Consider the following 20,056-nt stretch of genomic DNA (forward strand, 5'->3'; position numbering starts at 1 on the left):
CACTCACATTGGCGCGCGGGTATGGTGAAAAGGTATCACGGCAGCTTCCCAAGCTTTAGTTACGAGTTCGATTCTCGTTACCCGCTCCATGAAAATAAAGATATTACATTATTTTCAATGATCTCCTCCCTTTCAGATACACACCACCACATGGAAAATATTATCTAGGGTTGTATCTTCCGGCTTTCCGGCACGATCTTTCCTCCATAGGTAGAATTCAATTAATCATCTACTTTAAGCGGCTTGAAAGATTTTGATAAAATTTAGAAAAATCAAATTTTTAGTACTATTATTCTTATTGGGGGGCTGTTTGGGAATAACCCCGAACCTCTATATGGAACCCCTCAACGGAAGCGGTTCAATGCAAACCGGGGCAAATGGCGAGCAATCCTTTCGCTATGCTTTCGCATCAACGGCTTACGACAGCCTTAACCTTTCTCCTGAGGAGGTTAGGCAAGCTCACATATCTTCAATTGAAACTTGGCTTGGTACAAATTCTTTTTGTCCGCGTGGATACAATATTCTGTCCAGCACGAAACACGGGGATACCCTTCTGTATTCCGGAAGTTGTAAATGATTTGATGCTGATCAGCCCATAAGCTGCATCGCCCTGTCCGTATCCACACCAGCGTCTTTGGCTACTGTCAGTGTTTAATCGCCATCGGCCTGCCGCCTGTATCAAGCGCCTCTAGTATCGGCTAAAGGCCTGCTCGCCGCGCGACCTCATCGTATGTCAAGCGTCAGGGTTTCTTGAGCACCGACAAAGCGCATTTATATGGAGCCATTAGACTGCAAGCTTCAGATGCCTCGGGCTTACTTCAAGGGAGTATGGGGGCCAGCCCCCTTGGCCCCTCGGGGGCCAATTCCCCCGGAGTATTTCAGGCTAGAGAAAATAGGGTTAGCCGTGGCGGTGGATGTAGTTCACCAGTGCGGCGGTCGAGGCGTCCTGACCGTCAGTCGGTTCGGTCCCTTCTATCACCGGCTGTAGTGCCGTCGCCAGTTCTTTGCCAAGCTCAACGCCCCATTGGTCAAATGACAGGATATCGAGGATGACGCCTTCGACGAACACGCGGTGTTCATAGAGCGCAATAATCTGGCCCAAGGTGAAAGGGTCAAGCTCGGGGTACAGCAATGTCGTTGAGGGACGGTTGCCGGTAAAGACGCGGTGGCGCGCCTGCTTTTCAAGCTCCTCGCCGGTAAAGCCCTTATCTGCTGCGATTTTGCGGGCTTGGTCGAGTGAGCGGCCCTGCATCAAAGCTTGGGACTGGGCGAGGCAATTGGCAACCAGCAATTGGTGGTGGTGTGCCAGATCGGGTTCGTGGCCCTTTGCAGCCAGCAGGAATTCGCAGGGGATCACCCGGGTGCCTTGGTGGATAAGCTGGTAGAAGGCGTGCTGCCCGTTTGTGCCGGCAGCCCCCCAGACCACCGGGCCCGTATTGCGCGGGCTGTCGCTGCCGTCGCGGGTAACGCCTTTGCCGTTTGATTCCATCTCGAGTTGTTGGAGATAGTTGGGCAGCAAGCCGAGGCGTTCATCATAGGGCAGCACTGCACGGGTCGCATGGTTGCAGATCTGGTTATGCCAGATCCCCACCAGTGCCAGCAGTACGGGCAGGTTTTCATGCAAATCTGCGCTGCGGAAATGGGAGTCCATGTCTTGAGCCCCGCGCAGGAATGCATCAAAGGCTTTCGGCCCGATGGCGATCATCAGGGACAGGCCAATTGGCCCCCACACCGAATAGCGCCCGCCGACCCAATCCTCAAACCCGAAGACCTGAACGCGGTTGATCCCGAAATCGGTTGTTTTATCCTCCGCGGTGCTGAGGGCCGCGAATTGTGTGGACGGATCGCCGCCATGGTCAAGCATCCATGCCCGTGCCGTGCGCGCGTTTGTCATTGTTTCGATCGTGGTGAATGTTTTGGAGGCCACAATCACCAATGTCGTTTTCGCGTCCAGAACCCGCAAAGTGTCTGAAATGTCTGCGCCGTCCACGTTCGATACGAAATGGCAGCGCGGGCCGTCATGATAGGGTGCCAATGCGCGCACTGCCATGGCAGGTCCCAGATCGGAGCCACCGATGCCGATGTTCACCACATCGGTATAGGCCCCATCGCGGACTTTCTCCGCAAAAGCGCGCATGTCCGCCAACGTTTGGTGCACGCCGGGCATCACATCCACCCCGTCAACCATGACCGGCCCGCCGTCCAGATTGCGCAACGCAGTGTGCAGCACCGCGCGGTCTTCGGTCTCGTTTATGCGCGCGCCTGCGAACATTGCATCGCGACGGTCCTCGACGTTCGTATCGCGGGCCAAAGCCAGCAGGGTTTCGCGAATATCTGCGGTTATGTTGGTTTTGGAATAGTCGAAATACATGTCACCGGCTGTTGCCGTGAAATCACCGGCGCGCGCAGGATCTGCCAAAAGATCGGCAATTGTCCGGTTTCCAGTGGCTTTATGTAGCTCGGAGAGCTTGGTCCAATGGCTCATTTCATGCGCCCCGCTTTGGTGTTTTCGGTGTCAGGCTACGCCATGCGCGGCCCTCGCGGCGCAGCAGCTCGACCGCGTCTGTGGGCCCTTCGCTGCCATGGTCATAGGGTTTGGGGACATCATTGCGCGCCTCCCAGCCTTGTATGATCGGATCGGTCCAGGCCCATGCGGCCTCGACTTCGTCGCCGCGCATGAACAATGTCTGGTTGCCGCGGATCACATCCATGATCAGACGCTCATAGGCATCGACATGTTCGACGTCGTCTTCCTTCAGCGCGTCGGCAAAGGACATATCAAGGGGCACGTCAATCAGGCGCATACCGCCTGGTCCGGGTTCCTTGATGGTCACCCCCAGCGTGATGCCCTCATTCGGTTGCAGCCGGATCGAAAGCACATTGCGGTGGCGGCCTGCATCCTCGCCGAAGATGCTGTGCGGTGTATCCTTGAACACCACGGTAATTTCGGAGGCCCGATCTGCGAGACGTTTGCCTGTGCGCAGGTAGAACGGTGTGCCCGCCCACCGCCAGTTGCTGATCTGGGTGCGCAGGGCGATAAAGCTCTCGGTGCGCGAGCGCGGGTTGTCGACCGCAGTACGGTAGCCGGGGTTGTCGGCCTCGTTGCAGGCTTCGGCCTGATATTGACCGCGCACGATGTGATAGGCAGGCACCGGGTCAAGCGCACGGATCACTTTAAGCTTTTCATCGCGCACCGCGTCAGGATCAAACCGCGCAGGCGGTTCCATCGCAATCAGGCACAACAACTGCATCAGGTGGTTTTGCACCATATCACGCATTGCGCCGGATTTATCGTAATATTCACCACGTCCGCCCACGCCAACGGTTTCTGCCACTGTGATCTGGATATGATCGACATATTGGCTGTTCCACAGCGGCTCGAACAGCATGTTACCGAAACGCACGGCCATGAGGTTCTGAACGGTCTCTTTCCCCAGATAGTGGTCGATGCGGTAAATCTGGTCTTCGTTGAAATAGGTCGCCAGTGTTTTGTTAAGCGCACGCGCTGTTTCAAGGTCGCGACCAAAGGGTTTTTCGACCACGATGCGGGCCCGTTCGTCTGCCATGCCCCATTTTTGCAGCCGCTCTGCGATATCGCCAAACAACGACGGGGCCACCGAGAAATAATAGGCTTCGATGTGGTCGGTGCCCGACATCAGTGATTGCAGTTCTTTCCAACCGCCCTCACCACGGGCGTCAATGGTGACATATTCCAGCTGCGCCAGAAACGCATCCAGACTGTCACAGGCTTTGGCCTCTTCGCCGCCGAACTCTTCAATGGCTTCGCGTACCAGAGTCCGGTAGCCTTCGCTGTCCAGCTCACTGCGCGCAGCACCGATCACACGGGCCTGCGGAGGCATCTGCCCTGCGCAAAAGCGTCGGTACAAACCGGGCAGGATTTTGCGGCGGGCCAGATCGCCTGTGCCGCCAAAAATCACAAGATCAAACAGATCGACGGGAATAACGCGTGAAACCATGAATTCGGGCCCTTGTTGTTTGCGCGGCGTGCCTATCCGCCGCCACATCGCGCGCATAGTTGCACGCGTGCAGTTAGATATAGATGAACACCCCCTGTCGAGGGCTTTGTTAGCGCAAACATACTTAATATCGCTCCAATCACAAGTCCGTCAGGCAATGTGTTGCCTCTTTTATTGTCTTTACCTATGTCCTAGCCCATCTACAAATAATGAGTGGATTGCAGAAAGAGGTGTCTCGTGAAGGATAACGCATTGGCCAATCTCGGTAAATTTTCCGACAGCCTTGTAACGGCCAAGGGCGAGCCGCGCGCAAGCGTTGCGCTGAACAACCCTCAGACGCTTTGGTTCAACACCGGGACACTGTGTAATATCCAGTGCGTCAACTGCTATATCCTGTCGAGCCCCACCAATGATGCTTTGGTTTATATCACTGCAGATGAGGTCCGCGACTACCTTGACCAGCTTGATGCGCGCAACTGGAACGTGAACGAAATCGCCTTTACAGGCGGTGAACCGTTCATGAACCCGCAAATGATAGAGATCACCGAGGCTTCGCTGGAGCGCGGGTATGATGTACTGATCCTGACCAATGCAATGCTGCCCATGATGCGCAAGAAAATGCGCGAAGGATTGCTCCGCCTCAACGCGGCCTACCCTGGCAAGCTGACCATGCGCATTTCGGTCGATCACTACCGTGAGGACCTGCACGATGCCGAACGCGGCAAAGGCGCGCTGGCCAAGACGATCACGGGCATGAAATGGCTGTCCGAGAACGGTTTCCGAATGGCCGTTGCAGGCCGGTCGGTATTTGCAGATAGCGACGCCGACAGCCGCGCAGGGTATGCAGCCTTTTATGCCGAGCATGGCTTTGACATTGATGCCAACGATCCGGGGATGACCGTGCTGTTCCCTGAGATGGACGAGACAGTGGAAGTGCCTGAGATCACTACCGCGTGCTGGAACATTCTGGATGTCTCGCCGGATGCGATGATGTGCGCCTCTTCGCGGATGGTGGTAAAACGGCGCGGTGCGGAAAAGCCTGCTGTGCTGGCCTGCACCTTGCTCCCCTACACTGAGGAGTTCGAGCTGGGCACCACATTGGAGGAAGCCGAGCGTGACGTGTCGCTGAACCATCCTCATTGCGCCAAATTCTGCGTGCTGGGCGGGGCAAGCTGCTCTGGCTGATGGATGCACGGCACAATCCCTGGCTTTGGGCCACTGCCCGCCCCTGTGAAATGAGCCGCAGTAGCCGTATTTTCACGCCAAAACCTGCCGTGAACTTCAAGAAATCTCCCAATCCCATTGCACCTGATATAGGCTTCACGCTATAGTGAGCCGCAATATATAGAACACATCAGCCAAGCTGGGACAGACTTTGACCGACACGCCGGAAACGCCTGAAAACGAAGATGAAAACCGCGCCGAACGCCCTGTATTCGAAGGGCCATCGGTTACGATCGAGCATGAGATGCGTACCAGCTATCTCGATTATGCGATGTCGGTCATCGTCAGCCGTGCGATCCCTGATCTGCGCGACGGTCTCAAACCCGTGCACCGGCGCATCCTGTTTGCCATGCATGAAACCGGCAATACCTTTGATAAATCCTACCGCAAATCCGCCCGTCCGGTCGGAGATGTGATGGGTAAATATCACCCGCATGGGGACAGCGCGATCTATGACGCGCTTGTGCGTATGGCACAGGATTTCTCCATGTCGCTGCCGCTGCTTGATGGTCAGGGTAACTTTGGCTCAATGGACGGCGATAACGCAGCTGCCATGCGCTATACCGAAGTGCGCATGGACAAACCTGCCGCCTTCCTGCTGTCGGATATCGACAAGGAAACTGTTGACTTTCAAGACAACTATGACGGCAAAGACCGTGAACCCACGGTTCTGCCTGCCCGCTTCCCGAACATGCTGGTCAATGGTGCGGGCGGTATTGCCGTGGGTATGGCCACCAATATTCCGCCCCATAACCTTGGCGAAGTGATCGAAGCCTGTCTGGCCCTGATCGAGAACCCCGATCTGACCTCCGAAGAGCTGATCGATTATGTTCCCGGTCCCGACTTCCCCACTGGCGGGATCATGCTGGGCCGCTCGGGAGCGCGCAAAGCCTATCTTGAAGGGCGCGGTTCGGTCATTGTGCGCTCAAAAACCCGTATCGAAGAAATCCGCAAGGACCGCTGGGCCATTGTCATTGATGAGATCCCCTATCAGGTGAACAAAGCCTCCATGATCGAAAAGATCGCCGAGGCTGCGCGCGACAAAAAGATCGAAGGCATCGCCCACGTCCAAGACGAATCCGACCGCAACGGTGTGCGCGTCGTGGTTGAGCTCAAGCGGGATGCGACGGCCGAGGTGGTGATGAACCAGCTCTTCCGGTTCACGCCGATGCAGACCTATTTCGGCTGTAACATGCTGGCCCTGAACGGTGGCCGCCCAGAGACACTCACACTGCGCCGCTTCCTCACCTGCTTTATCGACTTCCGCGAAGATGTCGTGGCCCGCCGCACGGCCTATCTGCTGCGCAAAGCGCGTGAGCGTAGCCACATCCTTTGTGGTCTTGCCGTGGCTGTTACCAATATTGACGAAGTTGTTGCGACGATCCGCTCTTCTGCTGATGCCGCCGAGGCGCGCGAAAAGCTGATGACCCGCCGCTGGCCGGCTGAGAGCATCCTTGAGTATATCGCGCTGATTGATGACCCCACACATACGGCCAATGACGACGGCACCTATAACCTGTCGGAAATCCAGGCGCGCGCCATTCTTGAGCTGCGCCTGCAACGCCTGACCCAGATTGGCGTGAAAGAAGTCACCGATGAGCTGGAAGAGCTGGCCAAGAAGATCAAGGAATACCTCGAAATTCTGGGGAGCCGTGAGCGGATCATGGGCATCATCCGTGACGAGCTGGCCGAGGTCAAAGAACAGTTCGCCGTACCGCGCCGTACGGAAATTGTCGACTGGTCCGGCGACATGGACGACGAGGACCTGATCGAGCGTGAAGACATGGTCGTGACCGTCACATCGGGCGGCTATATCAAACGTACCCCATTGGCCGATTTCCGCAGCCAGCGCCGCGGCGGCAAAGGTGTGTCGGGCATGGCCACCAAAGAAGAAGACGTGGTCACCACGCTCTTCGTGGCCAATACCCACACGCAACTGCTGTTCTTCACCACCGATGGCATGGTCTACAAACTCAAGACATGGCGTTTGCCGCAAGGGGGCCGTACCTCCAAAGGTAAGGCCATTGTCAACATCCTGCCGATCCCTGTGGGCGTGTCGATTTCCTCGATCATGCCAGTGGACAGGGATGAAAAGGAATGGGACGACCTTCAGGTGGTGTTTGCCACCTCTGCTGGTACCGTGCGCCGCAACAAATTGTCTGATTTCACCAACGTCATGCGTAACGGCAAGATCGCGATGAAGTTCGAGGAAGAGCACGCCGAGACAACCCTGATCAATGCGCGCATCGCCAGCAACGATGATGATGTGATGCTGGTTACCAATTCCGGCCGTGCGATCCGCTTCCGTGCGACGGATGTGCGCGTCTTCAACAGCCGCAATTCGGTTGGCGTCCGCGGGATCAAGCTGGACGGTGACGATAAGGTTGTTTCGATGTCGATCATACGCCACTTTGATGCTGGCAGCGATGAACGTGCCGCCTATCTGAAAATGCGCCGCGCCATGGCGGGCATCGCTGATGACGCGGATTCTTCAGTTGATGAGGACGAAGGCAACGCAGATATGCCGCTGGAACAGGCGCGTTATGCTGAAATGTCGGCGGCCGAGAACCTGATCCTGACCATCACTGCCGGTGGCGCAGGTAAGCTCAGCTCCAGCCATGACTACCCGCTGCGCGGACGTGGCGGCATGGGTGTCACGGCATGGACCAAAGGCTTGCCGCTTGGTGAAATCGTCGCCGCCTTCCCCGTCGAGATGGGCGATCAGATCATGCTGGCCACGTCCAAAGGTCAATCTATCCGCGTTCCCGTCGAAGGTATCTCTTTCCGGTCACGTTCCGCCGGAGGTGTGAAAGTATTCAACACCGGCAAGAACGAAGAAGTCGTATCCGTTGCATGGATTGCGGATCAGGGGGACGAGGTCGAAGAAGGTGAAGCTTCGCCAGATACCGAGTAAGATCGAGACCAAAGTATAAAAAGAGCCGCTTGGAAACATAGCGGCTCTTTTTTCATTCAACAGCGCGATGGGCACCCTTTGGCGATAAGGGGTATCACGGTTTTTAAAATCCATTCACCATTCCTAGAACACCGTTGCGTTTCCTATCGGAAACATACATAAATGCGCCACATCTCCCCCGCGGGAGAGATCGGGAATACCCGACGCCGAAGGAGCAACGCCCCGGAAACTCTCAGGCAAAAGGACCGCGGATCAGGAGCCAAAATCTGGAGAGCGGGCGCAAGCCCCACCGAAGGAGCAACCCCGATGTGCCTTGTCATTGTCATGGGGAGAAACTCTCAGGTTCACCAACAGATGGGTCCAGAACCGGCTTGCCGGTGAAAAAGGACGTACCATGCGCAAAATCGCTGTTATCGGCGCCGGCATCACGGGAATTACAACAACTTATGCTTTGTTAAACCGTGGCTTTGAAGTCACCGTTTTTGACAAGAACCGCTATGCCGCGATGGAGACCTCATTTGCCAATGGTGGGCAGTTGAGCGCCTCAAACGCCGAGGTCTGGACGCAATGGTCGACGATCTTCAAAGGTCTGAAATGGATGACCCAACGCGGTGCGCCCTTATTGGTGAACCCGAAACCAAGCTGGCATAAATACAGCTGGATGGCCGAATTCATGGCCAATATTCCAAACTACAAAGCCAACACAATCGAGACCGTTCGCCTTGCGATATCCGCACGCGATCACCTGCGCGGCCATGCGGCTGCTGAAGGGTTTGAGTTTGATCTAGAACAGCGCGGTATCTTGCATGTCTATGACTGCAAACCTGATTTCGACAAGGCGGCCAAGGTAAACGATCTATTGGCCGAAGGCGGCCTGGAGCGGCACGCGGTTACCCCCGACGAGATGCAAAAAATCGAACCCGCGCTACAAGGTAATCTATACGGCGGCTATTACACCCAAAGCGATTTCACAGGTGATATCCACAGCTATGCAAAGGGGCTTGGCGCCGCCTGCAAGCGACGTGGCGCGGTGTTCCAATACGACGCGCAGGTCGAGACATTGACCAAATGCACTGACGGAATAGACGTCCGCTGGTCCGACAAAACAGGGCATGTTTCAGACCACTTTGACGGTATCGTTATCTGTGCCGGCGTGCGATCACGGGATCTGGCGGCGCAGCTTGGGGATCGGGTCAATATTTATCCGGTAAAAGGCTATTCGATCACGGTGCAGATGGAAGATGACACCAGCCGCGCGGCTGCCCCTTGGGTGTCATTGCTTGATGATAAGGCAAAGATCGTCACTTCGCGTTTGGGCCCGAATAAGTTCCGCGTGGCTGGCACCGCTGAATTCAACGGCTACAACAAGGATATTCGGAACGACCGTATCGAACCTTTGGTCAAATGGGTCGAAAAGCTGTTTCCCGACATCAGCACGGAACATGCGATCCCTTGGGCAGGTTTGCGCCCGATGATGCCCAATATGATGCCACGTGTCGGTGCAGGCCGCGCGCCTCAGGTGTTCTACAACACAGGGCACGGGCATCTGGGCTGGACCCTATCGGCCGCCACTGCCGAAATCGTGGCCGACAGTATTTTGCAGGCAAGCCAAAAGAACAGCCGATAGATCAGGACCTTCCACAGTTCAGCTAAAACCAGCGATGCCAATGTGCAGCCCCGCCCTGAGGCTGCACAGCGCATTTTTGCCGGATCAAAGGCCGTAGATGTCGCTGAATTTCTCTTTCAGATAAGTCAGCAGCGGACCTTCGGTGGGTTCCTGACCCGAAGCCTGCTCAATCACTTCACGCGGTGTGTAAAGCCCTCCGTGGGTTTGCACATTTGCGCCCAGCCAATCCGTCGCGGGGGACGTATCGCCTTTGCTCAATGCTGCATCCAGATCAGGCACCGCCTTGCGCATCGCCTCGTTCAGGCAGCCTGCATAAACATTGCCCAATGAATACGTCGGGAAATAGCCGAACAGCCCCACAGACCAATGCACATCCTGCAGCACACCGTTCGAAGGCTTATCCACCGCATAGCCAAAATCGGCTTCGAACCGGTCGTTCCACGCGGCCTCAAGGTCACTTACCTGCAAGTCACCCGTCATCAAGGCCCGCTCAAGATCAAAGCGCATCAGCACGTGCAGATTATACTGCAGCTCATCCGCTTCGGTGCGGATATAGCCATCGTTCACGCGGTTGACGGCGCCATAGAACGCATCTTCGTCCTTGATCCCGAAATCGCCAAAGGCATCTTTCATCTGGCCTAACAACCAGCCGGTAAAGGCACGGCTGCGCCCGATCTGGTTCTCGTAAATCCGGCTTTGGCTTTCATGTACGCCCATGCTAACGCCGCCACCCAGCGGAGTCAGCAAATAAGCGCGGTCGATGTTTTGCTCATAGCAGGCGTGCCCGACCTCATGGATGGTCGAGTAAAAACAGTTGAATGGATCAGCAGGATTGGTACGTGTCGTGATCCGCACATCAAGCCCCGAGCCGGATGAAAACGGATGCACCGCCTTATCCACGCGGCCATGGGACATGTCATAACCAAACGTTTTGGCCAGCAGGCGCGTCAGTTTCATCTGCGCGCCCTCATCAAAATTGCCTTCAAGCTTGGCCGGTGCCTCGGCCTCGCGGACCGCCGCGCGTAGCTCGCTTAGCACGGGACGCATGGCACCAAACATCGCCTCAAGCCCTGCGCCTGTGGCACCCGGTTCATAGTCATCCAGCATCGCGTCATAGATATCGCCGCCAGCGGCCAGCGCTTGGCCCTCTTCACGCTTAAGCATGATCACTTCGGCCAAGGTTGGTGCGAAGGATTTGAAATCATCTGCCGCGCGGGCCTCCGCCCAGATGCCTTGAGCCTCAGAGGTCAGTTTTGCCAGACGCGCAGCCAATGCTGCAGGCACTTTTGACGTCCGCGCAAAGCTGCGGCGGATTTCGCGCATCTGCGCTTGGCCTACGGCGTCAAGCTCTGCATCGTTGATCGCGGCCAGCCAATCGGCCACACGCGGGTCAATGCGGCGCGCGTGCAGAACGCTTTCCATGGCGGCCATTTCCTCACCGCGTTGCGGCGCAGCGCCGCGCGGCATCATCGTTTCCTGATCCCAGCCAAGCCTGCCGGCCACCTGCCCCAAGGCCTGAGTGTCGCGGGTAAAGGCAAGCAAGTCGGCGTAAGCAGTCGTCATGTGGAGGCTCCTCTGAGCGATGTAGCAACGGGGTAAAGAGAAAGATGGCGTGCGCGCAGGATCAACACCCAGCACAATACAGCAAGACCTTGGTGCATCAGTGCCAAAGGCAGCGCCGCCTCATACAGAACTGTGACAATACCCAGCACAACCTGCAAGCAGATCGCAGCAAACACGGCGTGAAAGGCAAACTGCGTTCTTGGATGAGCCGAGCGGCGGCCAGCCAACCAGACATAGATGGCAAAGGCGAACAAGGCATAGCCGGTCATCCGGTGGATGAACTGCACCAGACCAGGGTTTTCGATAAAGTTTTTCCACATCGGTTCAAACACGAAGGCTTGCGGCGGAAAGAACCGGCCCGCCATCAGCGGCCAATCGGTATAGGTGCGCCCTGCATCAATGCCCGCAACCAGCGCGCCGATCAGAATTTGCGCCATGGCAAAATACATCAAAACCGTGCCGAGCGTGAACAGTTTGGCCTCTTTGGCGCGGCGGGCTTGGATCAGGTCGCGCTCAGGCCGCCCAAGGCTCAGGGCGTACCAAGTGATAAATCCGAGGATCACAAAAGCAAGCCCCAGATGCGTGGCCAAACGGGTGCTGACCACATCCGTGGTTGCCTCCCCCGAGGTCACACCAGAGGAGACCATCCACCACCCAATCGCACCCTGTGCGCCGCCCAGAACACCAATGAACAGCAAACGCGGCGTCCAGCCTGCGGGGATCTGACGGCGCAGCAGGAACCACAAAAAGCCAAGTGCCCAAACGGCTCCGATCACGCGGCCCAGCTGTCTGTGGCCCCATTCCCACCAATAGATGAGTTTGAAATCAGCTAGCGTCATCCAACTGTTTTGCAGACGAAATTCGTCGATTTCCTGATATTTTTCAAATTCGGCCGCCCATGCCGCCGCATCCAGCGGTGGCAGCGCACCTGTAAAGGGGCGCCATTCGGTAATGCTCAGCCCGCTATCGGTCAACCGCGTGGCACCACCCACAAGGATCATTGCAAACACCAGTGCAAAAAGCACAAACAGCCAGCCCCGAATGGCCAGCCGCGCGCCGCCGCGCCCTGCGTCAATGACACCTGTGGTCACGACCGGCTTTGCGGTATCGGCACCGACTTCCTCGAACAGCTTGCGTTTGGTGGCCATGGAACTCTCCGTCTTGTATTGTTTTCAGGGCTATCCGCTATCCCTTACAGCGTCTAGCCGCGTTCCTTCCATCGGACCATCTGACGCAAGGTGCCATGCAACATTTGCACATCTGCACGGGTCAACGGCAGGCGGCTCCACATGTTGCGCAGATTGGTCTTCATCGAAGTGGCTTTATGTTCGGGAAAGAAAAAACCCGCCTCTTCCATGCGCTCTTCGTAATGTTTGGCCAAATGCTCGATCTCGGAGTTTTGCGCCCAGTCTGTGCCTGCCATCTCATGGGTAATGCCCTGTTGGGTCGTGCTTTGACGCATCCATTCATAGCCCATAAGCAACACGCATTGCGCAAGGTTGAGAGAGGCAAATTCAGGGTTCACAGGGACAGAGACAATGGCGTTGGCGCGGCTTATGTCGTCATTCTCAAGCCCTGCGCGCTCGGGGCCGAACAGGACCGACACCCGCTCGCCCGCTGCGATCTTCTGGGCTGCCAATGCCATGGCGGCCTCTGGTGTATAGACCGGTTTGGTCATGTCACGGTCCCGCGCGGTAGTGGCAAACACAAAACTGGCATCAGCCACAGCATGAGGCAAATCCGGCGAGATAACCGCCGCATCCAACACCCGCCCCGCCCCCGAAGCCATAGCAACCGCCGCCGGATTGGGCCAACCGTCACGGGGCGCGACAATACGCATATGGTCCAGACCGAAATTCAACATCGCACGGGCGGCAGCGCCGATGTTTTCGCCCATCTGCGGGCGGACAAGAACAAAGCTCGGGGCGGTAGGGTTTTCAACTGTCATACCGCCCTCTTACCCCGCGCCCCTGCCCTTGCCAATATGGCGGCGCAGATGGATTACAGTTTCCATCCCAGCGCGGTTTGCGCTAATCACGCCTCTGAGAACCAAAGGACGCATCCCATGCAAGACGCCCCAGACCAACCGCAACTTTATCTGATTACCCCAACAGTGCTAGATCCGGCTGATTTTGCCGATACGCTGGCCCGTGTGCTTGACAGCCACGACACCGCCTGTGTCCAGCTTGCGCTCGCCAGCCGCGATGAGGATGTATTGTCCCGCGCGGCGGATACCCTGCGCACTGTGACGGATGCGCGTGACGTGGCGCTGGTGATTTCCGAACATACGCTGCTGGCCGAACGGCTTGGGCTGGACGGTGTGCACCTGAATGACGCCGCACGCTCGGTGCGCCATGCGCGCAGCGTGCTGGGCGCGGATGCCATCGTCGGCTGCTACTGCGCCGGATCACGCCACGATGGGATGAACGCGGGTGAAGCCGGTGCTGATTATGTGTCGTTTGGGCCAATGCGCCCTACCGCGCTGAATGACGGCGAAACCGCCGAAATCGAGTTGTTTCAATGGTGGTCCGAAGTGATCGAAGTACCCTGCGTGGCCGAAGGCCAGCTTGACATTGCGACGATTTCGAAACTTGCCCCGATCACCGATTTCTTTGCCATCGGTGATGAAATCTGGGGGGCCGAGGATCCCGTTGCGGCCCTTTCCACGCTTTGGGCCGCCGCAATCGGCTAAGCGGATCTATAGCAGCGTCCGCTCAACCACCCAGAAGGCACCGATAAGTGCGATCAAAATCGAACCGGTGACCGAGATTGCGCGGAACATCACAGGATATTCGGTAACCATCTCTTCAGGCCCGTCCAGACGGGCCTGACGCGCCGCCCATACACCAATCCAGATCAGCGCAAAGGCCAGCAGGATTACCGTCAGCTGGCCAACCTCGACCCCTACGTTAAACCCGATCAATGCGGGCACGAATTGCCCCTCCGGCAGGCCGAATTCGCCCAGTACAGATGCAAATCCCAGCCCGTGCAGCAGGCCAAAGCCGAAAATCACCGCAGGGCGCCATCTGGTCAGGCCACGGGCAAAGATATTTTCAATTGCCACATAAACGATCGAGGCAGCAATCAAGGGCTCCACAATGCTGCCCGGCACAGTCACAAGGCCCAAAGCCGCCAGCGCCAGTGTGATCGTATGAGCCAAGGTAAAGGCAGACACCTGCCAGATCAGCGGACGCAGATGGATCGACAGGAAAAACAGCCCCAAAACAAAAAGGATATGATCCAACCCTTGCGGCAGAATATGGTCAAAGCCGACAGGGATATATCCCAAAAACGTATGCATCCCTGTCGAACGGTCTCCTCCGTCCAGCACAATCGCAGGGCTGCTTTGCCCGCCGCGGATAAAGCCGGTAAAAGGGGCCTCAACCCCTTGTTGGCGCACAACCAGATCACCGCCGCCTTCGGGCCATGTGACAGTAATCGCGGCACCTGCGGGCGCTTCAGCGCTGAGCTGCCAATCCGCAATGCGTGACAGTTCGATATTCGCAACCTGCGGCACATTGATGTACTGGCTCGTAAGGGCAAGAGCTTTGCCATCTATGCTCAGCACGGGGAGCGCATTCCAACCTTGCAGCAATTCCGGCGCACGGGCGGCCAATGCATCGGGTGCCAAGGCGCGCAGCGCATCGTAATCCGTAGCTTGGGCCGCATCATTCGTGTTCTTGACCGCGTCCAGATCAACCCCCGCCAGAAAAGCCTCGAGGTTGATCTGCAAATCCAGACGGGCCTGCCCGCCCTCTACAGTTAGGTCGGCGATTGTCGGCACCACTTCGTGGGCAAGTGCCGCCCCACTTGACAATGCCACAGCCAGCGTCAGCTTAGCCCATAACAACAAGGAAAATCGTTTCATGTGCCGCACCTTTATTTCAACATTTGTCTGCGCTGTCTGGGCAAGCGCCCATATGGCCTTTGCACATGAGTTTTGGATTGAACCACTGGAGTTTCAAGCAGAAAACAACGCCGCAGCGGTAGCGAACCTACGTAACGGGCAATTATTCCAAGGTACGGCGCTGTCGTTTTCGAACCGCTCAACCACCCGCATCGAAGCTGTCATGGGCGATGACGTCGTCCCGATTACCGGCCGCTTGGGCGACCGCCCCGCGATACAATTGCCCCCCATGAACCGTGACGGGTTGCTTATCCTTGCCCATGAGGCCGCACGCGCGACAGTCACTTATAAAGACTGGCCCGAATTTGAAGCCTTTGCCGCGCATAAAGATTTCACCACCGCCGCCGAGGTCCATGAGGCACGCGGTTGGCCAAAAGAAAATTTCAAAGAAACCTACACCCGCCATTCCAAATCGCTCATAGCCCTCGGCAGTGGCGAAGGGGCGGATCATGCGCTGGGGCTGGCGACCGAATTTGTAGCCCTCGACAACCCTTATGCTCAGGGGTTTGACGGTGTGTTCGATGTCGAGCTGTTGTATCAAGGTGCGCCCCGCCCAAATGCCCAGATCGAAGTTTACATGCGCAATGCGAAAGATGAGGTGCAGGCCAGCATCACCCGCACCGATGGCGAAGGGCGCGCATCCATACCTGTCACAGCAGGCATGGAATATATGCTCGACGCGGTGGTGTTACGCCCCTTCGAGGGGCAAACCAGCCAAAGCAATGGCCCCGTCTGGGAAACGCTTTGGGCTTCGATTACCTTTGCAGTTCCTGCACACTAGCTCTTGCAGACCGCCGCTGGTCGCGTCAGAACAAAGGCTATGAATAACACCCCTCATATCCTGTGTATCGGCTCAGTCCTATGGGACGTCATTGGCCACTGTGACACTGCCATGCGGCTCGGCTCGGATATGCCGGGGCGCATATCGCGCCTGCCCGGCGGTGTGGCGCTGAATATTGCCATGGCCCTGCGGCGGTTCGGGCTCAAGCCTGCGTTGCTTAGCTGTGTCGGCCGCGATCCCGAAGGGGTCGAGCTTATTCAGGCCTGCGCTGCACGCGGCCTGATGACCGGTCTTATCTACCGCTCGGATGACCTGCCGACTGATAAATATATGGCAGTCGAAGGTAAGAACGGGCTGATTGCCGCAATCGCCGACGCCCATTCGCTGGAAACAGCGGGCGCGCGGATTCTGCAGCCGCTTCAGGATGGCGATCTGGCCATTCCCTATACCGGTGCTGTGGCATTGGACGGGAACCTGACGGTTGAGCTGTTGTCCGATATCGCCAATAGCCCGCTTCTGGCGCAAGCCGATTTGCGGCTGGCCCCTGCTTCACCCGGAAAGGCGATGCGTTTGGCCCCCTTTGTGAAGGCCGGGCGTGGTACGCTTTATGTCAATCTGGAAGAAGCGGGTATTCTATGTGCCCGTGAATTCGACAACTCTATGCAAGCAGCAGAAGAATTGCTGGCGCAAGGTGCTGCACGTGCGGTTGTGACCAACGGAGGCAACGCCGCTACTGTCGCCAGCCCCGACGCCCAGATCAGTCAGGACCCTGCCATTGTGCCAGTGGCGCGTGTCACCGGCGCAGGCGACACCTTTATGGCAGCGCATATCGCCGCCGAGCTGCTTGGCCTCACCCCTGAGGCCGCCCTTGATGCAGCCCTATCTGCTGCTGCCCTTTATGTTTCCGGAGAAACCACAATATGATCCCTATCACCTATTCCAGCGAAGTGGCGCAAGCACGCCGTGACGGTGCCGCTATCGTGGCTTTGGAAAGCACGATCATCACCCATGGCATGCCCTATCCGCAAAACATCGAGGTCGCCCGCGCCGTCGAAACGGATGTGCGCGAAGCCGGTGCAGTGCCCGCCACGATTGCCGTATTGGACGGCACGCTGCACGTTGGTCTGGAAGAGGATCAGCTGAGCATGTTGGGACAGGCCAAAGGCGTCGCCAAACTGAGCCGTGCGGATATGGCCGCCTGTCTGGCCACCGGTGGCACGGGGGCCACAACAGTTGCCGCTACCATGATTGCAGCACGGCTTGCCGGTATTTCCGTCTTTGCCACGGGCGGCATTGGTGGTGTGCATAAAGGCGCCGAAGACAGCTTTGACATCTCGGCTGACCTGCTTGAGCTGGCGCAAACCGCCGTGACAGTTGTGGCCGCCGGAGCCAAGGCCATTCTGGACGTGGAAAAAACACTCGAAGTGCTTGAAACCCAAGGTGTGCCGGTGATTGCGGTGGGCCAAGACAGCTTCCCAGCATTCTGGTCACGGGAATCGGCTTTGGCTGCTCCTTTGCGTATGGATAATCCCGCCGACATCGCCCGCGCACATCTGCTACGCACAGAGCTGGGCCTACCTGGTGGGCAGCTTGTGGCCAATCCGATCCCGAAAGACGCGGAAATCCCTGCGGCCACATTGGCCCCGATCATCGCCACGGCCCAAAGTGATGCAATTCAGGCAGGTATCACAGGCAAGGGCGTCACCCCCTATCTACTGCAACGCATCTTCGAGCTGACCAAAGGTCAGTCCCTTGAGGCCAATATCGCGCTTGTGCGTAACAATGCACGCTTTGCAGCCCAAATTGCCCGCGAATTGCGCACACTCACGTAGATTTCAGCATTCTAACCCATTGAGACTGTGCCTTCGCATGCTTAGCTATTAACCAGTTATTAGCTTGATCGGACCCATCCAATAAATGACCACACCCTTTGACCCTGATCCCCTGACGCCCCCCAAACGCGGAATGCTGGGGCGTCTTCGCGGTAATTTTCTGACAGGGCTTGTGGTTATCGCACCGGTCGGGCTGACGATCTGGCTGATTTGGACAGTTGTTGGCTGGATTGACGGGTTTGTGCTGCCGCTGGTACCGTTTCGCTACCATCCTGACAGGCTTATTCAAGATCTGTTGGGCCTTGACCCTTCGCTACAAATCAATGTGCGCGGCATCGGGGTTATCATCTTTTTGCTGTTCACCGTGCTGGTGGGCGTCATGGCAAAGGGGCTCATCGGACGCTCCCTTATCCGTTTTGCGGAATCCCTGGTTGAGCGGACCCCTGTGGTCCGGTCGGTCTATTCGGGGATCAAACAAATCTCTGAAACCATTTTCGCCCAAAGCGAAAGCAGCTTTGAATCGGCTTGCCTGATCGAATACCCCCGCAAAGGCATCTGGGCGATCGGGTTCATATCCACTGACGCCAAAGGCGAGATCGCCAGCAAGTCCCAAGGAACGGGGGAAGTGGCATCGGTATTCCTGCCTACGACACCAAACCCCACATCCGGGTTTTTGCTGTTCGTGCCTAAACGCGACCTGATTATGCTCGACATGACGGTTGAGGATGCCGCGAAATTGGTGATTTCTGCAGGGCTTGTGTACCCAAACACCAAGGCGCAACAAGACGGCGATCCGCCGATCCTTAACCTGAACGAGCCGGATTAACCGGCTTGCCTTTTCCACTTTCCAATCTCTGATAGCAGTGTGTCGACCCCCAAAGAGGGGGCCATGCCTATCTCAGAGTGCGGTCCAACCGCCATCGACGCTGATGCTGGTGCCTGTGATCTGCGCGGCCGCCGAAGAGCATAAGAACGCCGCTGTGCCGCCCATCTCTTCGACTGTGGCGAATTCCTTGCTGGGCTGACGTTTGAGCATGACATTCTTGATCACCTCTTCGCGGTCCATATCGTATTCTTTCATCGTGTCAGGGATCTGGCTTTCGACCAGAGGCGTCAACACGTAGCCCGGGCAGATCGCGTTGGCGGTGATCGGCTCTTCGGCGGTTTCAAGTGCGGTCACTTTGGTCAGGCCGATGATCCCGTGTTTGGCCGCGACATAGGCAGATTTATACGGCGATGCCGTCAACCCATGCGCCGAGGCAATATTGATCACCCTGCCCCAACCGGCCGCACGCATCATCGGCAACGCCGCTGCGGTGGTATGGAATGCGGAGCTGAGGTTGATCGCAATGATCGCATCCCATTTACCTGCTGGAAACTCGGGGATCGGGGCCACATGCTGAATACCTGCGTTGTTGATCAGAATATCGCATGCACCGGCTTCTTCGATCAGCTTGCGGCAGTCATCGCCTTTAGACATATCCGCCTGAATATACCGCGCCTTGACGCCGGTCACATTGGCGATCTCCTCAGCCAGCGCGTGATCCTCTTTGTTATCGGTATAAGAGTTCAGGACGACATCTGCCCCCGCCTGTGCCAGTTGCTGGGCAATCCCCAGACCAATGCCAGAGTTGGATCCTGTGATAACTGCTGTTTTGCCGGATAGATCATAAGTAAGGGCCATGTTCGTTCTCCTGATTGACGCATGAAAACCCTACAAAGAATGCTGCATCTGCGAAAGGGCCCCATGCCGGTCTGTCAGACATGGCCCCCGACCGGTTAATCTTCAACCCGAAGGCAGGCGACAGGAATTAAAACGCCGATCTTAACGAATGATTCCGACTCATCACGCGGCCGTTACCGATTCTGTGAGTGCGAAAATGACCAAAGCCACAGCCCCTGTTCAAGCTGCCCTACCCTGAACCTCCTAAAAACAAACAAAAAAAACGCCCGCACAAGGCGGGCGTCAAGTTATTGAGGCAGGTTTCATACAGGCAAGAAACCTATCGAGCAGTGACCTCTGTATAAGGAATTACATGCCAAACGCCAAGCTAAAAGTTTGCGCCTCAGCTTCAGGCAAGTTAGAGGTTTTAATAATAAAAATAAGGGCAGATCGGGATTGTTTCGGAAATGAGTTTGAATAATTTCTCAAAAGCACAAGGCTTTGCGGCCTTAACTTCATTCATTTTATGGGGATTCGCCGCCCAAGCAGAACCCGAACACGCGATTGC

Annotated in this window: 15 protein-coding genes, 1 tRNA gene and 1 riboswitch; of the genes, 9 read left to right on the forward strand and 7 right to left on the reverse strand. The window is 56.8% G+C overall.

The annotated features are described in order from the left end of the window. Positions 1 to 15 precede the first annotated feature (15 nt). A tRNA-Gly gene (locus ABJM03_RS12645) sits at positions 16 to 89 on the forward strand. 809 nt (positions 90 to 898) lie between these two features. Here the strand turns inward: ABJM03_RS12645 and pgi are convergent. Together pgi and zwf are read right to left on the reverse strand one after the other, a co-directional pair. Further along, a complete protein-coding gene (pgi, locus tag ABJM03_RS12650; RefSeq protein WP_348418028.1) occupies positions 899 to 2,485 on the reverse strand; it encodes a glucose-6-phosphate isomerase in 1,587 nt (528 codons plus the stop codon). Between the two features lies 1 nt (position 2,486). Next, positions 2,487 to 3,977: a glucose-6-phosphate dehydrogenase gene (zwf, locus tag ABJM03_RS12655; protein WP_348418030.1), complete on the reverse strand. Its 1,491-nt coding sequence runs from the start codon at positions 3,975 to 3,977 to the stop codon at positions 2,487 to 2,489. A 237-nt stretch (positions 3,978 to 4,214) separates the two neighbouring features. Between zwf and ABJM03_RS12660 the strand changes: the two genes are divergently transcribed. The 3 genes from ABJM03_RS12660 to ABJM03_RS12670 all read left to right on the forward strand — a co-directional run bounded on the left by ABJM03_RS12660 (position 4,215) and on the right by ABJM03_RS12670 (position 9,742). Then, positions 4,215 to 5,162, forward strand: a complete 948-nt coding sequence (locus tag ABJM03_RS12660; protein ID WP_348418032.1) for a radical SAM protein — start codon at positions 4,215 to 4,217, stop codon at positions 5,160 to 5,162. Positions 5,163 to 5,352: 190 nt separating this feature from the next. Beyond that, entirely contained in the window at positions 5,353 to 8,115 is a 2,763-nt protein-coding gene (gene gyrA / locus ABJM03_RS12665) for a DNA gyrase subunit A (RefSeq protein WP_348418034.1), read from the forward strand. Between the two features lie 171 nt (positions 8,116 to 8,286). Next, positions 8,287 to 8,373: riboswitch (glycine riboswitch) on the forward strand. 136 nt (positions 8,374 to 8,509) lie between these two features. Continuing rightward, complete coding sequence (locus ABJM03_RS12670) at positions 8,510 to 9,742, forward strand: D-amino acid dehydrogenase (RefSeq protein ID WP_348418035.1); 1,233 nt, start codon at positions 8,510 to 8,512, stop codon at positions 9,740 to 9,742. Between the two features lie 84 nt (positions 9,743 to 9,826). Here ABJM03_RS12670 and ABJM03_RS12675 read toward each other — a convergent pair whose 3' ends face one another. From ABJM03_RS12675 to ABJM03_RS12685, 3 genes are read right to left on the reverse strand one after another with little or no spacing between them, the layout of a single operon-like run. Beyond that, positions 9,827 to 11,305 carry a carboxypeptidase M32 gene (locus tag ABJM03_RS12675; protein ID WP_348418037.1) on the reverse strand — a complete coding sequence of 493 codons (1,479 nt, stop codon included), beginning with the start codon at positions 11,303 to 11,305 and terminating at the stop codon, positions 9,827 to 9,829. Beyond that, a complete protein-coding gene (ctaA, locus tag ABJM03_RS12680) occupies positions 11,302 to 12,453 on the reverse strand; it encodes a heme A synthase (protein ID WP_348418038.1) in 1,152 nt (383 codons plus the stop codon). Before ctaA ends, ABJM03_RS12675 begins: the two co-directional genes overlap by 4 nt. Positions 12,454 to 12,506: 53 nt before the next feature. Next, complete coding sequence (locus ABJM03_RS12685; RefSeq protein ID WP_348418039.1) at positions 12,507 to 13,253, reverse strand: RNA methyltransferase; 747 nt, start codon at positions 13,251 to 13,253, stop codon at positions 12,507 to 12,509. A gap of 117 nt (positions 13,254 to 13,370) precedes the next feature. On the opposite strand from ABJM03_RS12685, the gene ABJM03_RS12690 reads away from it, so the two are divergent. Beyond that, on the forward strand, positions 13,371 to 13,997 hold the full coding sequence (locus ABJM03_RS12690) for a thiamine phosphate synthase (RefSeq protein ID WP_348418040.1): 627 nt from the start codon (positions 13,371 to 13,373) through the stop codon (positions 13,995 to 13,997). Between the two features lie 6 nt (positions 13,998 to 14,003). Here ABJM03_RS12690 and ABJM03_RS12695 read toward each other — a convergent pair whose 3' ends face one another. After that, positions 14,004 to 15,173 carry a HupE/UreJ family protein gene (locus tag ABJM03_RS12695; protein ID WP_348418041.1) on the reverse strand — a complete coding sequence of 390 codons (1,170 nt, stop codon included), beginning with the start codon at positions 15,171 to 15,173 and terminating at the stop codon, positions 14,004 to 14,006. Here ABJM03_RS12695 and ABJM03_RS12700 point away from each other — a divergent pair. From ABJM03_RS12700 to ABJM03_RS12715, 4 genes are all read left to right on the forward strand, one after another. Further along, on the forward strand, positions 15,172 to 15,993 hold the full coding sequence (locus ABJM03_RS12700) for a DUF4198 domain-containing protein (RefSeq protein WP_348418042.1): 822 nt from the start codon (positions 15,172 to 15,174) through the stop codon (positions 15,991 to 15,993). The genes ABJM03_RS12695 and ABJM03_RS12700 overlap by 2 nt on opposite strands. A gap of 39 nt (positions 15,994 to 16,032) precedes the next feature. Further along, positions 16,033 to 16,917, forward strand: coding sequence for a PfkB family carbohydrate kinase (locus tag ABJM03_RS12705; protein WP_348418044.1), 885 nt, complete (start codon positions 16,033 to 16,035; stop codon positions 16,915 to 16,917). Further along, complete coding sequence (locus ABJM03_RS12710) at positions 16,914 to 17,825, forward strand: pseudouridine-5'-phosphate glycosidase (protein WP_348418045.1); 912 nt, start codon at positions 16,914 to 16,916, stop codon at positions 17,823 to 17,825. Before ABJM03_RS12705 ends, ABJM03_RS12710 begins: the two co-directional genes overlap by 4 nt. 85 nt (positions 17,826 to 17,910) lie before the next feature. Next, complete coding sequence (locus ABJM03_RS12715) at positions 17,911 to 18,651, forward strand: DUF502 domain-containing protein (RefSeq protein ID WP_348418047.1); 741 nt, start codon at positions 17,911 to 17,913, stop codon at positions 18,649 to 18,651. Between the two features lie 72 nt (positions 18,652 to 18,723). Here ABJM03_RS12715 and ABJM03_RS12720 read toward each other — a convergent pair whose 3' ends face one another. After that, positions 18,724 to 19,509 (reverse strand): 3-hydroxybutyrate dehydrogenase, encoded by a 786-nt coding sequence (locus tag ABJM03_RS12720; RefSeq protein WP_348418049.1) that lies wholly within the window; start codon positions 19,507 to 19,509, stop codon positions 18,724 to 18,726. Between the last annotated feature and the right edge of the window lie 547 nt (positions 19,510 to 20,056).

Source organism: Sulfitobacter sp. (assembly GCF_039977885.1).
Lineage (GTDB): Bacteria > Pseudomonadota > Alphaproteobacteria > Rhodobacterales > Rhodobacteraceae > Sulfitobacter.

Coding starts and splice junctions, on each gene's coding strand:
- ABJM03_RS12675 (WP_348418037.1), bottom strand. CDS start 11,305: ATGACGACTGCTTACGCCGACTTGCTTGCCTTTACCCGCGACACTCAG.
- ABJM03_RS12710 (WP_348418045.1), top strand. CDS start 16,914: ATGATCCCTATCACCTATTCCAGCGAAGTGGCGCAAGCACGCCGTGAC.
- ABJM03_RS12695 (WP_348418041.1), bottom strand. CDS start 15,173: ATGAAACGATTTTCCTTGTTGTTATGGGCTAAGCTGACGCTGGCTGTG.
- ABJM03_RS12685 (WP_348418039.1), bottom strand. CDS start 13,253: ATGACAGTTGAAAACCCTACCGCCCCGAGCTTTGTTCTTGTCCGCCCG.
- zwf (WP_348418030.1), bottom strand. CDS start 3,977: ATGGTTTCACGCGTTATTCCCGTCGATCTGTTTGATCTTGTGATTTTT.
- ABJM03_RS12700 (WP_348418042.1), top strand. CDS start 15,172: ATGTGCCGCACCTTTATTTCAACATTTGTCTGCGCTGTCTGGGCAAGC.
- ABJM03_RS12715 (WP_348418047.1), top strand. CDS start 17,911: ATGACCACACCCTTTGACCCTGATCCCCTGACGCCCCCCAAACGCGGA.
- ABJM03_RS12720 (WP_348418049.1), bottom strand. CDS start 19,509: ATGGCCCTTACTTATGATCTATCCGGCAAAACAGCAGTTATCACAGGA.
- ABJM03_RS12690 (WP_348418040.1), top strand. CDS start 13,371: ATGCAAGACGCCCCAGACCAACCGCAACTTTATCTGATTACCCCAACA.
- ABJM03_RS12670 (WP_348418035.1), top strand. CDS start 8,510: ATGCGCAAAATCGCTGTTATCGGCGCCGGCATCACGGGAATTACAACA.
- ABJM03_RS12705 (WP_348418044.1), top strand. CDS start 16,033: ATGAATAACACCCCTCATATCCTGTGTATCGGCTCAGTCCTATGGGAC.
- ctaA (WP_348418038.1), bottom strand. CDS start 12,453: ATGGCCACCAAACGCAAGCTGTTCGAGGAAGTCGGTGCCGATACCGCA.
- pgi (WP_348418028.1), bottom strand. CDS start 2,485: ATGAGCCATTGGACCAAGCTCTCCGAGCTACATAAAGCCACTGGAAAC.